A 12,261-nucleotide genomic window follows, 5' to 3' on the forward strand; every position below is an offset into this window, starting at 1 on the left:
GTGCGCTATGAGCAATTCTTCAGATCTCCCAGCTGAGTCGGCAGGCGAGTGGAGTCCCCCAGCGGGCTCATGGGCCTCCTCGGCGGCGCGTCGTCGGAACATGCAAGCCATCCGGAACCGGGACACCAAGCCGGAGTGGCTGATCCGAAGGCTCGTGCACGCGCGAGGTTTGCGCTACCGAGTCGCCGCAAAGCCCCTTCCGAAGCTCCGCCGGACTGCTGACCTGGTCTTCGGCCCGACCAAGGTCGCTGTCTTTATTGACGGCTGCTACTGGCATGGTTGCCCCGAGCATTACGTACCGCCGAAGACCAACCCGGGCTACTGGTCGGACAAGGTTGCCCGGAACATGGCCCGTGACCGGGACACCGACCAGCGCCTAGAAGAGGCCGGCTGGACGGTGCTCCGGTTCTGGGAACACGAACCCGCGGAAGACTGCGCCGAGCGTATTGCCGCCGAGGTGGAGAAACGCCGCGGGCCAGCTCAGAAGACCCGAGAGGGTCCCTGATCATCAACCCTGCCGCTGATCACGTTCCCGGGCAGCTTTCAGCACGTCAATGATCGACTTGCCCACGGCCTTGGCAACGGGCGGTGGGAATGCATTGCCGATCTGACGGTATTGTGCGGTCTTGCCGCCCGAGAAGTCCCACTCGTCCGGGAAACCCTGGATGATTGCGGCTTGCCGCACGGTGAGCATCGGGCCGTCGGAACCAAAGAGATCCCGGCCCTCGGTCTTCTTCTCTGCGCATTTCTCGATGTCGTTGGCGACACCCATGCCACAAACACCAAGCTGCTTCCACGCTGCCTTCGCGCGGCTGGGTCCCAGGTCCGCGCCACCATGCTTCTTCGACCCACCGACAAGAGTGGGAGCAATGCCGCCGCCCTTGCCCTTGAGTTCAGCATCACGGTCGCGAGCTTTCTGGAGCCATTGGTCGAACTTCTCGCGTGCCAGCTCGGAGTAGGCTCCTTGGAAATACCGTCCATAACGCTCACGCATGGACGGCTCAAGGCTCTCTGCGACGCTGACCGGATCCTCATGTGTAGGCGTGGGCCACTCATACTTGAGATCCCTGATGACATCGTCCCGGAACGCCACGAGAATGGCGCGAGGCCGCAGCTGCGGCACCCCGAAGTCGCTGGCCTCCAGGACACCCCACCGGCATACGGTGTACTCGAGTCCCTTATCGGTAACGAGCTCGCCATCTCCGCCCCGGTATGTACCGCCTTCAAGACGCGCCTTGATGTAGTCGCGGTAGTCCGAGAACTTCGGATCCATGATCCCTCGGACGTTTTCGATCATCACTGCCCGCGGCCTGAGGGTCTCGACCAGTTCCAGCATGCGCGGGAAAAGGTCTCGCTCGTCGTCCTTGCCGAGTTGCTTCCCTGCGTGGGAGAACGGAGGGCACGGGACTCCGCCGGCCAACAGGTCCAGATCCTCCGGCTTGAGGAGTTCGGCACCCTTGCGCAGATCCCGGAAGGGCTCGAATTCTTTGACATCGGCCGACAGGACGTCGCAGTTCTCCCGCTCCCAGGACCACACCTCATGGTCGTCGATGTTCAGCCTGAGTGTCTCGACTGCATGCTGGTCGATCTCCACCAGGGCCAGATGTCCGAAGCCCGCCTGATGGAGACCAATCGCCTGGCCCCCTGCGCCAGCACAGATCTCGATCGACGTGAACTCAGGCTTCGTCCGCGCCGTGGCGGCACCCTCGGGTTCCTTCATCTGGGTCATCTGGGTCATGCCCCCTCCTTACAGCCGTGCAGCGGCAGACACATTTTGCAATCCACCATCGCTGAGGGTGACAGACCCCACTGACAACGAGACGTCACCAAGTGTGCCGTACGCTCCGCGGATCACTGAACGCACCCTCCGCCACACCGAACACTCATACGATATGGCTCATGCGGATACCTTCGTGGACTGAGGACGAGCTCCTGCTCGCCGGAGCACTGGTCGTGAGGAACGGCTGGCGCGAGCTGCGGGCCCACCACGTGGAGGTACAGGAGCTCTCGGAGCTGCTCCGCTCGCTGCCCATCCATGAGTCCGAAGCGCTCGCCCTGCCGAACTTCCGGTCTCCCGACAGCGTCAGCCGTAAGACCACCGACTTCATGACCAATCACAGCCTCTACACCGGTAATGCCACCCGGTGCGGCAAGCCGACTCTGCTCATGATCGAAGCCTTCACAGAACGTGAGGCCGAGATGCTCCAAGCCGCCCGAGCCATCGAAGACGGCATCGGGTCCGGTGAGCTTCACCGCATCCCCCCGCAGCCCGATGAGATCGACGAGACAGGCGTCAGCGCCATCGAGGGGCGTCTCCTCGTCCGCCGGGCACTCGCTCGGGAGCGGAACCCGAAGCTCCGCGCTCAGAAGATCAAGCAGGTGCGCGACCGCGGCGGCTCGCTGCGGTGTGAGGTGTGCGAGTTCGACTTCGCCAGCGTCTACGGGGAACTGGGCGAGGGGTACATCGAAGTGCACCATCTCACTCCCCTTCACATCTCCGGGACACGGGAGACCAGCCTCGACGACCTCGCTTGCGTCTGCGCCAACTGCCATCGCATGTGCCACAGGTGCCGCCCCGGTGAATCTTGGCGTACACCCGCCGATCTTCGGGAGCGGATGCGCAAGTCCGCGCCGGAAGGCCGCCACTAGGCCGCATCCGCTTCGGCTTCATAGTGCATTTGCGCGCGGTCGAGGATGTCATCCGGGTCATGTCCGCGAGCGGCGGACCAGTGGAGCAGATCCGCGATCAGCGCGACTGCTGATTCCGCTAGACCCTCGTCGTACAACCCCCTATGCAGGGCGCTGCCCCGCCCGACGTCTTGGTAGCTGTCAAGCACCGCAAGCGCCCGCTCGATGCGCTGGCAGGCGGAACCTGGACCAGCCGAGATCTCACACCAGACCGCCTTGCCCGCCGCCGTCAGCACTACGCCCCAGTCGACTGCCAGCGATGCCAGGAGGTGCAGGCCGCGACCGCACACGTCGTCCTGTCCGGCCGTCTTCGACGAGGGCAGAATCTCGCTCTTGTCGTGGACTTCGAGTCGGAGCCTCTCCCCCCTCCATTCAAGGATGAGGGTCGCTGAGGCCCCTTCGCCGACATGCTTGACGACGTTGGTCGCCAGCTCGGTGATGAGCAGCTCTGCTTCGTCGACGGCGACGGACGCGCCCCACTGACTCAACTGCCTGGCGGCAGCTCTCCTCAGTAGGCGCACTTCCGCCGGCGCCGCCTCGAACGGCAGGACACAGCGGAGTCGGGGTTCGGTGACTTCGTAGCCAGGCATGGCCACTCCTCCCTCCAAGCCACGCACGTGCTGCGCGCTCCGTGCTCGTACGGCTGCACTGCGTAGCGATCTGGGTAACGAGCATGGCACGGAGAAGTCTCACTGTGTAACTTCTCATGAGAATCCATCGAGTGAATCTGTCGGCGAGCCCGGCTTCCGGCTGCCTAGCCTGATGGGGATCTCCGGGCTCGCCGCCCGGCCCATGGCGAAGGAGCCTCATGTCCGAACGGACCACAACCCGCCGCCGTCAACTGGGCGCGATGATGCGCAAGTTGCGCGCCCGCAGGGGGATGACTTTGGAGGAGGCCGGGCGGCTCGTCGGGGTGTCCAAGGCGACGGTCAGCCGGTACGAGACCCAGGCCGGGCCCGTCAAATGGCTGGTCGTCGACGCGTTGTGCCGCGAGTACGGGGCGACTGACACCGAGCGCAGGGCCGTGGTCAACATCGCCAAGGATGCCAAACAGCAGGGTTGGTGGAGCTCGTTCGCCGACTCCATTCCGGAGAGCATGAACCTGCTGCTCACCCTTGAGGACGAGGCCGTGCGCGAGAGCCACTTCTCGTGTGTCTATGTCCCCGGCCTGCTGCAGACGCGCACTTACAGCACCGCGCTGCAGAGAGCCAACGAGGTCCCTCTGGCGCCCGAGGAGATCGAGCGCCTCGTCGACATCCGTATGAAGCGGCAGGAAATCCTCACCCGCGCGAAGCCGCTTCGCCTCTGGGCGATCCTGGACGAGTCCGTGATCCGCCGTGTGGTCGGGTCTCCGCAGATCATGCGGGAGCAACTCGACCGCCTGCTCGAAGCGAACGAGTCGCCTCACATCACGCTCCAAGTGCTGCCGTTCGCCCAGGGCGCCCACGCCGCCGCCCTGGGCAGCTTCGTCATCATCGGCGGCCCCGAGCCGGCGCTGGATGTGGTGTACGTCGACTTCCACACCGGCTCCCTCTTCCTGGAGAAGGAAGAGGAACTGGAGCGATACAGACTTGCGTTCGAGTACCTCCAAGCACAAGCGTTGGACATGGAGGCCTCCTCCGCCATGATCCACCGCGCCCGCAGGGAGTTGTGAATGTCAGCCGGACCTCAGCCCGACTCCGAGCCCGTCTGGTTCAAGTCGTCGCACAGTGGCGGCAACACGACCGAGTGCGTGGAGGCGGCCTTCGTGCCGGCAGGTGTGCTGGTCCGGGATTCCAAGTCGCCGAGTGGCCCTCTCATCCCGGTGTCGGCCGAGCCTTGGTCGAGGTTTGTGGAGGCCTCGGTGCGGTGAGTATGCGGCGAGCCGCGGCGTGGGCTGATTCCACGCCATCGCGTCGTCCCGCCCGCCACGAAACGGCTTGGCGACTTCTCGGGCCGAGCGGGGCCGACGGACGATCACTCGTCGAAGTAGGCCTGGGCCACGGCGTAGGTGTCCTCGTAGAGGTGGTAGCGGGTGATCCGGCCGTCCTGGACCGTGGCGTGCAGGGCGAACGCGGTGTCGATGTCCCGGCCCGTCTTCTTGACCTCGGAGACCATGCGCCCGATGAGCACCACGTCGTCGCCCTCGGCGACGATCTGACGGAGGGCGAACTCCTTGGCCCGCACATGGGACTGGAGGAGTTCGAAGAACGTCCGCATGCCGTCCGCCGAGTCGACCTCCGGTACCCACGGAATGCCCGGCGGGTGCGGGATGGAGAACCACACCGAGTCGGCGAACAGCGCCGCCGCCTCCGCGCTCTTCCCCTCGGCCAGCAGCGGGAACAAACGTTGCACAGTCTGCGTCGGTGACTCTGCTGTCATGTGTGCCGACCCTACGGGGGTCCGACGTTCAGCGTCCTGCTGGACGAGTTGGCGTTCCTCCCGGCCCCCGGTCATCGACGCGGCGCCAGAGTCCCGGGCGAGGGGTCGTCGGCGAGCGGCTGGGGTCCCAGTACCGCCAGGAGTTCCAGGCGTTCCGCGTCCTCCGTGCCCGGTTCGGCGGTGTAGATCATGATGCGGAGGTCGCTGCCGGCGACGGCGAGGACGTCGCAGTCCAGGGTGAGGGGGCCCACCTGGGGGTGGTCGATCGTCTTGCGGGAAGCCTCGTACTGGCCGACGGTTCCGGAGTCCCAGAGTGAGGCGAAGCGGGCGCTGTTCGCCCGGAGTTCCGCGATGAGCCGACGTAGGCGCTGGTCCGCCGGGTAGCGGCCCGCCGCTGTGCGCAGGTCGGTGGTCACCGCGGCCTCCAGCGCCCGCCGGGACTCCGGTGTGTGGCGGACGCGGTCGCTCGCACCGAGGAACGCGCGCCAGGCGCCGTTGCGCTCACGGCCGTGGCGTTCGCCCATGAGGGCCGTGTAGAGCGGGTTGGTGAGGAGGAGCGTCCAGGACGCGTCCGAGACCGCCACCGGTGCGGCCGTCAGGCGGTCCAGCATCCGGTGGACGCTCGGCGCGATGTACGCCGGTACCGTGCCCCGGCCGGGCGGTACGAGGCCGGCGGTGTGGAAGAGGTGCTCGCGCTCGGCCGGGGAGACGCGCAGCGCCCGTCCGAGGGCCTCGACGACCTGCTCCGACGGGTTCTCGGCCCGGCCCTGTTCGAGGCGGGTGACGTAGTCGACCGAGATGCCCGCCAGCATCGCCAGTTCCTCGCGGCGCAGTCCCGGGGCGCGCCGGTGGCCGCCCGAGGGCAGTCCCGCCGCCTCCGGGGAGACCCGGTCCCGCCACCGTCGTACCGTACGTCCGAAGTCCCTGCTCGCCATGTCTCCACTGTGCACCGCGCCGCCCGGGTCTTCCTGGTACCGGCAGTCCCAGGAAGACGGGGCTCCTGGCTGCTCCCCGCCCTCGGTCGCAGCCTGGAGGCATGACAACGACCACGGGTACGGATTCGACCACCACCACGACCACGACCACGACACTGATCACCGGGGGCAACAAGGGGCTCGGGTTCGAGACCGCTCGACGGCTCGTCGAAGCGGGGCACAACGTCTGGGTCGGCAGCCGCGACGCCGAGCGCGGGCGGCTGGCCGCCGAACGGCTGGGCGCCCGATGGGTCCGGCTGGACGTCACCGACGACGGCTCCGTCGAGGCCGCGGCCAAGACCATCGAGGCCGACGGCGGCCTGGACGTGCTGATCAACAACGCGGGCATCGAGAGCCGGGGTGCCGACAACGGCATCGTCGGCGCCGCGGAGGTCACCGCCGAGCACATGCGCCAGGTCTTCGAGACGAACGTCTTCGGCGTGGTGCGGGTCACCCACGCGTTCCTGCCGTTGCTGCGACGCTCCCCCGCTCCCGTCATCGTCAATGTGAGCAGCGGGCTCGCCTCCCTGAGCGGCGTCACCGACGCGAGCACGCCGGCGTACGGCTATCCGGGCGTCTCGTACCCGGCCTCGAAGACCGCGGTCAACATGATCACCGTGCAGTACGCGAAGGCGTTCCCGGCCATGCGGATCAACGCGGTGGAGCCCGGCTTCACCAGGACCGACCTCAACGGGAACACCGGCGTGCAGAGCGTCGAGAAGGGTGCCGAGATCATCGTCCGGATGGCGCAGGTGGGCCCCGACGGTCCGACCGGCGGGTATCTCGACGCGGCGGGGACACTGCCCTGGTAGGCGCGTTCGGCTGAGGCTGGGGCTGGGGCGGTTGCGGTGGCACGGGCGGCCGGGACTCGCGCTGTTTCGGCGGCACGGGCGAAAGGTCGTCGCGCCGCACGGTGAGATCTGTGTCGCGGCCCCCTCTCGACAGATAGTCTGCGCAGAGATAATCTATGGGCACATCATCTGATCGAGGAGACCCCGCATGTGGGAATACGAGCATGACGTCGAGACCGAGGCCACGCCTGAGGCGATCTGGCGGCTGTGGGCCGACGTCGAGCGCTGGGGCGCCTGGAACGCCGAGATCGAGAAGATCGAGATCAGTGGGCCGTTCGCGGCGGGCAGTCGGATCACGATGACACCTCCCGGGGACGAGCCGATCGTGCTGCGCATCGCCGAGGCGGTCGAAGGCGAACTGTTCGTCGACGAGGCCCGCTTCGGCGATCTGCTGCTGCGCACCACCCACCGGGTCGACCGGATCGGCCACGAGCGGACCCGGGTGGTGTACCGGATGGAGATCACCGGCGCGGGCGCCGACGAGGCGGGCCCGCAGATCGGCCCGGCCATCACCGCCGACTGGCCCGACACCATGGCCTCGCTGGTCGAGCTGGCGCTGCGCTGATGCCGCTCAGCCCCGGTGAGAGCCCCGGATTCCTGCTGTGGCACGCCACACTCCGCTGGCAGCGCGACATCGCCGCGGTCCTGGCCCCTCTCGGTCTCACCCATGTGCAGTTCGTGCTGCTCGCCTGTGCGTGGTGGTTCAACTCCCAGGGCGAGCAGCCCAACCAGCTGACCCTGGCCCGCCAGGCCGGTATCGACGTCAAGATGACCTCCCAGGTACTTCGCGCCCTGGAGGGCAAGGGGCTCGTCGAGCGTGAGGTCGACCCGGCCGACACCCGCGCCAAGCGACTGCGTGTCACCGACGCCGGGGCCGAACTGGCCCCCCGCGCGATGACCGCGGTCGAGCGCGCGGACGCGTTGTTCTTCCAGCCGGTGCCCGTCGACGACGCGGTAGCCCTGCTCGGCCGCCTGGCGCATCCTCATCCCCCGTCCTGAAACTCGCGCCGGTGCCGAACACCTGCACGGGCAGAGCGGGCACGCGGGCTGTCCGCGCGGCGGCGGGTGTGAGCCACGCCACGGGAACTCTCCGTGCGGCCCCGGAGAGGTACATGTGTGAGTGCCAACCATGACGGTGACGGTGACGACGAGGGGCGCCTGCGGGCGCGGGTTCGGGGCGGGGAACGCGCCGCCTTCGGGGAGTTGTACGAGTTGTACGCGGCGGCCGTGTACAACCATGCCCTGCGGCTGACCGGTGACTGGTCGGTCGCCGAGGAGGTCATGTCGGAGACGTTCCTCGCCGCTTGGCGGGGGCGGGCCGACGTGCACGCCGAAGGGGGGTCGCTGCGGCCCTGGTTGTTCGGGATCGCCACCAACAAGGCGCGTAACGCCGACCGGAGTCTGCGGCGGCGGCTCGCCTTCCTCGCCCGGCGGGCCGAGGCCGGGGCGGGGCCGGGGGGCGGGGCAGGGGCCGGGACCGAGGAGGTCGTCGGGGACTTCGCCGAAGAGGTCGCCGGACGGGTCGACGACGCCCGTCGGCTCGCCGAGGTGCGGCGGGTCCTGGGGCGGCTCAGGAGGCACGAGCGGGAGGTCATCGCGTTGTGCGTGTGGGGCGGGCTCGACTACGCGCAGGCCGCCGAGGCGCTCGGCGTGCCGGTGGGGACCGTACGGTCCCGGTTGTCGCGGGCTCGTGGGCGGCTCCGGGAGATCGTCGAGCGGGAAGCGCGGCAGTCCGGGGGTGCCGAGCGGCGTACGGAGCTACGTACCGAGCGGCGTACGGGACGAGGTACGGAACCCCGATCGCGTCGCGGAGAGGTAGAGAGTGAGGCCGCGTTCGCGGTCCTGCCCATTCAGGAGGAAGCCCGATGAACGCCACTCCGGCCGGATCCGAGCGTCAGCAGCAGGGGGAGCGGGAGGAGCTGGCTCGGCTGTTGCCCGCTCCTCCCGCCGAGCAGCCGCTGCCTTCTGGGCGTCACTCCCACCACAAGGACGTTCTGATGCAGCTCATTGATCGAGACAGCCGTGACGCAGGTGACGCACATGACGCACGTGACGCCGGAGGTGTCCGCGATGCTGCCACTGCCGCTGCTTCCGCCAGGCGCTTCGGGTTCTCTCGGCCGGTTCTGCTCACCGCGTGTGTCGCCGTCGCGTTGGCCGCCGGGCTCACCTTCGGGCTCGCCCCCGGGGAACAGGGGAAGGGCGGCGCGACGGCCGCGCCCGGTGCGAGCGCCGACGGAGGCAGCCGCGGTGCCGTCGTGACGCTCGACCGTATCGCCGCTGTCGCCCTGCGCGGCGACGTCGCGCCGGTGTCCGACAGCCAGTTCGTGTACGTACGGAGCACGGTGGCCGGCAACGAGGGCGTCTTCGAGGGGCCCGTCGTACTCGGGAAGCCGCATGAGCGGCAGGTGTGGTTCTCGCAGCGGACGGGGCCCGTCGTCGACGTGGGGCTGATCCGTGAGGACGGGCAGGACTGGCCGATCGAGGTCGGGGTGCCGGACGGTACGGACCCGAAGGACTCCGGGGTGCCGTCCGGCGTCGACCGGCCCACTTACGCATGGCTCGCCTCGCTGCCCACCGCGCCTGACGCGTTGCTGGAGCTGCTCTACTCCATGACCTCCGTCGAGAAGGGGGACGACAAGGACCAGGCCGTCTTCGACCGGATCGGTGATCTCATCGGTGAGCAGATCATGCCGTCCGCCACGGCCGCCGCGGTCTACAAGGCCACGGCGCTGATTCCCGGCGTGACCGAACTGGACGACGCCGTGGACGCCGCCGGGCGGCACGGTATCGCCATCGCTCGGGAGGACACGAAGCACGGGACCCGTACCGAGTGGATCTTCAACCGGACCACCCTCGACTACCTCGGCCAACGAACCGTCTTCAGCCGGGACACCGCGCGGGGCAAGGCCGGGGCCGTCCTCGGCACCTCCGCCGTTCTGGAGCGGGCCGTCGTCGACAAGCGTGGCCAGGTGCCGGACGAACGGCGCAGGGCCGGGCGGAGTTACTGATCGTTTCAGAATGAGGTGAGTTGTGGGTCATGTGCCCGGTGATCTTCGTGAGCGGGGTCGCCGGGTGCGTGCTGATCTTGTTCCGGATGACCTGGGGGGCGCGCGGCTCCGCTGCTGCCACCTGCTCCTGAGCGGCGCCGTCGCTGCCCCGGGCGGCCGCGCCGTCGCCGCCCCGGGCGGCTGCGCGTTCCCGACCGCACGGCACTCGCCGGGATCATGTACGTACTCCGGACCGGAGTCTCGTGGCGTGATGAACCGGCCAAACGGTGGGCTGCTCAGGGGTGACGGCCTGGCGCCGGCTCCGGGACTGGACCGGGGCCAGGTCTCCCTGGTCACAACCGGCGCGCCGGGCGTTCACCATGACCGCGGGTCGTGCTCAACAGGACTCGCCAGCGCGGTAGTTCGGTGAACGGAACGACCAGACACAGGACAGTCACCGTTGCGGCGATCCACGTCCCCCACAGCGCCCACGCGGACGCTGCCGCCGCGACCAGATGGAGCACGACCAGCAAGATGGTGACGATGCCCGGCACCGCAACGGGCGCGTCTCCGCCGGGCCGGTCGCCCGGGGTGCTGAAGACGGCAGGCAGCCCGATCAGCAGCAGGACGGCGCCGATCGCCAGCGGGATGGAGTGCGGCCACAGGGCCCAGGGGGTGCACACCCAAGCGGTCACCTCGCCGGCGACGCGCGTGCCGCCTCGGACGTAGTCGTGCCCCGGCTGTCGCGTCCTGGTCCTCACGGTGCTTACAGCGGTCTCCTGACCTCGATCGGCAAAGGGCACCCCGGACAACGGCTCGGCCAGTGTCTTCCCGTTCACAGGTGGCTGCGGGGTGGACGGGGAGGGATCGGTGGCGGCCATGTCATCCTTCGGAGCCGTGGTCAGGGAGATCGGCCTGGAATCCGGCGATCAGGGTGTCGATGAGGAAGTGGAAACTCCGCGTGACGTCGCGCGGCATCCCGAAGCCGCCGGCGCCCTCTAGGGTGACGAACCCGTGAAGTGCTGATCGCATCGCCCGTGCGGAGTCGACTACGCGCCCGTCGGGCAGGCCGAAACCGGCGAGGACGTCGAGCAGGACCTGCAACGCCTCTTCGCTGACGCGGCGGTCCTCCTCGTCACCGGCCACCGGAACGGGGACGCTGGCGGCGTAGCGGCCGGGATGCTCCAGGGCCCAGCGGCGGTAACTGTCGGCGAACGCCCGGACCGCGTCCGGGCCGGAACGGCCGACGGACTCCCGGGCCAGCTGATGGGCGAACTCGCGCTTGGCCTGGACGGAGATGCCGTGCCGCAGTTCGTGCAGGGAGCCGACGTGCTTGTACAGGGACGGCGGCCGTACGCCGAGCCTGTCGGCCAGCAGCCCCATGGTCAGGCCCGCCAGACCGACCTCGTCGGCGAGCGCCGCTCCCGCCGCGACGACGGTGCTCGTGTCGAGGCCCGCCCTAGGCACGGACGCGTGCTTCCAGGAAGGCCAGCATCAGGGACACCGTCTCCTCGGGGTACTGGTCGTGCGGGTAGTGCCCGGCACCCTCGATCACCGCGAGCTCTGCGACACCGGCCGGCATCGCAGCCACGATCGCCTCGCCCTCGGCGCGCGGATCGACCCAGTCGGGGTCGAGCGAGCCCTGCACGATCAGGGCAGGGCACCGTACGTTGCCCAACTGGGCGCCGGCGTCGGTCGGCGCCGACTGCCCCATCTTCTGCATCGCCCGCATCCGGCCGGGTTCGCCCAACATCGCCTCGATGCCGGCCAGCCGGTCGGTCCAGTCGGCGGGCTTGCGGCCCGGGTAGGCGTGGTCGAGATAGCGGGACCACAGTCCCACGCTGCCGAAGAGGCTGGCGCCGAGCAGCCGGAAGGCACCCTTGCGGTAGCTCTTCGAGCGGAAGTCGCCGAGTTTTATCGACTGCGCACGTGTGAAGGGGCCCAGCTCGATGACGCCCCTGACCAGGCCGGGATCCTGGGCGGCCGCGATGGTGGCGGCGCCGCCTGAGATCGAGTGGCCGACCAGGACGGCCGGACCGCTGTCGACGTGGCGGATCACCGCGAGCAGATCGCCCGCGATGTCGGTGCGCGAGTAGGAAGGCCATTGCGCGCTCGACCTGCCACAGCCCCGCAGGTCGACCGCGACCACGCGATACCCCGCCGCCACCAGACGCGGCACGACGAACCTGTACGCCGTGCTGCTGTCCCCCATGCCGTGGGCCAGGACGACCAGCGGGCCTTCTCCAGCGGCCTCGTAGGCGATGGTGCCGCCCGGGACGGAGACGAACTCAGCCATGACATCCCCTGCTCGTTAAGTGCAATAGCTACAAGCTAATGCGACTAGCAATAAGCTAATACCCATAGCCAAGAGTGTCAACTCGGCCGGGCGCCAGGTGAGGG

16 protein-coding genes and 1 pseudogene are annotated in these 12,261 nt (G+C 68.6%); 10 read left to right on the forward strand and 7 right to left on the reverse strand.

What is annotated here, in order from left to right; genetic code table 11:
- Positions 1-7: 7 nt before the first annotated feature.
- Positions 8-505, forward strand: coding sequence for a very short patch repair endonuclease (locus QF030_RS17060; protein ID WP_307163537.1), 498 nt, complete (start codon positions 8-10; stop codon positions 503-505).
- 3 nt (positions 506-508) lie between these two features.
- Here QF030_RS17060 and QF030_RS17065 read toward each other — a convergent pair whose 3' ends face one another.
- Positions 509-1,729, reverse strand: coding sequence for a DNA cytosine methyltransferase (locus QF030_RS17065; RefSeq protein ID WP_307167595.1), 1,221 nt, complete (start codon positions 1,727-1,729; stop codon positions 509-511).
- 170 nt (positions 1,730-1,899) lie between these two features.
- On the opposite strand from QF030_RS17065, the gene QF030_RS17070 reads away from it, so the two are divergent.
- Positions 1,900-2,649, forward strand: a complete 750-nt coding sequence (locus QF030_RS17070) for an HNH endonuclease (protein WP_307163538.1) — start codon at positions 1,900-1,902, stop codon at positions 2,647-2,649.
- Here the strand turns inward: QF030_RS17070 and QF030_RS17075 are convergent.
- Positions 2,646-3,278, reverse strand: coding sequence for an ATP-binding protein (locus QF030_RS17075; protein WP_307163539.1), 633 nt, complete (start codon positions 3,276-3,278; stop codon positions 2,646-2,648). The two genes, QF030_RS17070 and QF030_RS17075, sit on opposite strands and share 4 nt — an antisense overlap.
- A 218-nt stretch (positions 3,279-3,496) precedes the next feature.
- Here QF030_RS17075 and QF030_RS17080 point away from each other — a divergent pair, with 218 nt between their 5' ends.
- Both QF030_RS17080 and QF030_RS17085 read left to right on the forward strand, forming a co-directional pair.
- Entirely contained in the window at positions 3,497-4,342 is an 846-nt protein-coding gene (locus QF030_RS17080; RefSeq protein WP_307163540.1) for a helix-turn-helix domain-containing protein, read from the forward strand.
- Positions 4,343-4,540 (forward strand): DUF397 domain-containing protein, encoded by a 198-nt coding sequence (locus tag QF030_RS17085; protein WP_307163541.1) that lies wholly within the window; start codon positions 4,343-4,345, stop codon positions 4,538-4,540.
- Between the two features lie 104 nt (positions 4,541-4,644).
- On the opposite strand, the gene QF030_RS17090 is transcribed toward QF030_RS17085, so the two are convergent.
- Complete coding sequence (locus tag QF030_RS17090) at positions 4,645-5,049, reverse strand: nuclear transport factor 2 family protein (RefSeq protein ID WP_307163542.1); 405 nt, start codon at positions 5,047-5,049, stop codon at positions 4,645-4,647.
- Between the two features lie 71 nt (positions 5,050-5,120).
- Entirely contained in the window at positions 5,121-5,984 is an 864-nt protein-coding gene (locus QF030_RS17095) for a helix-turn-helix transcriptional regulator (protein ID WP_307163543.1), read from the reverse strand.
- Between the two features lie 101 nt (positions 5,985-6,085).
- On the opposite strand from QF030_RS17095, the gene QF030_RS17100 reads away from it, so the two are divergent.
- From QF030_RS17100 to QF030_RS17125, 6 genes and pseudogenes are all read left to right on the forward strand, one after another.
- A complete protein-coding gene (locus QF030_RS17100; RefSeq protein ID WP_307163544.1) occupies positions 6,086-6,835 on the forward strand; it encodes an SDR family NAD(P)-dependent oxidoreductase in 750 nt (249 codons plus the stop codon).
- A 187-nt stretch (positions 6,836-7,022) separates the two neighbouring features.
- Positions 7,023-7,439, forward strand: a complete 417-nt coding sequence (locus QF030_RS17105; protein WP_307163545.1) for an SRPBCC family protein — start codon at positions 7,023-7,025, stop codon at positions 7,437-7,439.
- A complete protein-coding gene (locus QF030_RS17110) occupies positions 7,439-7,873 on the forward strand; it encodes a MarR family winged helix-turn-helix transcriptional regulator (RefSeq protein ID WP_307163546.1) in 435 nt (144 codons plus the stop codon). Before QF030_RS17105 ends, QF030_RS17110 begins: the two co-directional genes overlap by 1 nt.
- A gap of 159 nt (positions 7,874-8,032) precedes the next feature.
- Entirely contained in the window at positions 8,033-8,743 is a 711-nt protein-coding gene (locus QF030_RS17115; RefSeq protein WP_307167596.1) for an RNA polymerase sigma factor, read from the forward strand.
- Positions 8,740-9,882 (forward strand): CU044_5270 family protein, encoded by a 1,143-nt coding sequence (locus QF030_RS17120; RefSeq protein ID WP_307163547.1) that lies wholly within the window; start codon positions 8,740-8,742, stop codon positions 9,880-9,882. Before QF030_RS17115 ends, QF030_RS17120 begins: the two co-directional genes overlap by 4 nt.
- Positions 9,883-9,946: 64 nt before the next feature.
- Positions 9,947-10,202, forward strand: a pseudogene (locus QF030_RS17125) (transposase); the annotation flags it as partial.
- Positions 10,203-10,214: 12 nt separating this feature from the next.
- On the opposite strand, the gene QF030_RS17130 reads toward QF030_RS17125, so the two are convergent.
- The 3 genes from QF030_RS17130 to QF030_RS17140 form a co-directional block, all read right to left on the reverse strand.
- A complete protein-coding gene (locus QF030_RS17130) occupies positions 10,215-10,622 on the reverse strand; it encodes a hypothetical protein (RefSeq protein ID WP_307163548.1) in 408 nt (135 codons plus the stop codon).
- A 121-nt stretch (positions 10,623-10,743) separates the two neighbouring features.
- A complete protein-coding gene (locus QF030_RS17135; RefSeq protein WP_307163549.1) occupies positions 10,744-11,328 on the reverse strand; it encodes a TetR/AcrR family transcriptional regulator in 585 nt (194 codons plus the stop codon).
- Complete coding sequence (locus tag QF030_RS17140) at positions 11,321-12,157, reverse strand: alpha/beta fold hydrolase (RefSeq protein ID WP_307163550.1); 837 nt, start codon at positions 12,155-12,157, stop codon at positions 11,321-11,323. The genes QF030_RS17135 and QF030_RS17140 overlap by 8 nt, the downstream gene beginning before the upstream one ends.
- Positions 12,158-12,261: the final 104 nt, after the last annotated feature.

The organism is Streptomyces rishiriensis (assembly GCF_030815485.1).
GTDB lineage: Bacteria > Actinomycetota > Actinomycetes > Streptomycetales > Streptomycetaceae > Streptomyces > Streptomyces rishiriensis_A.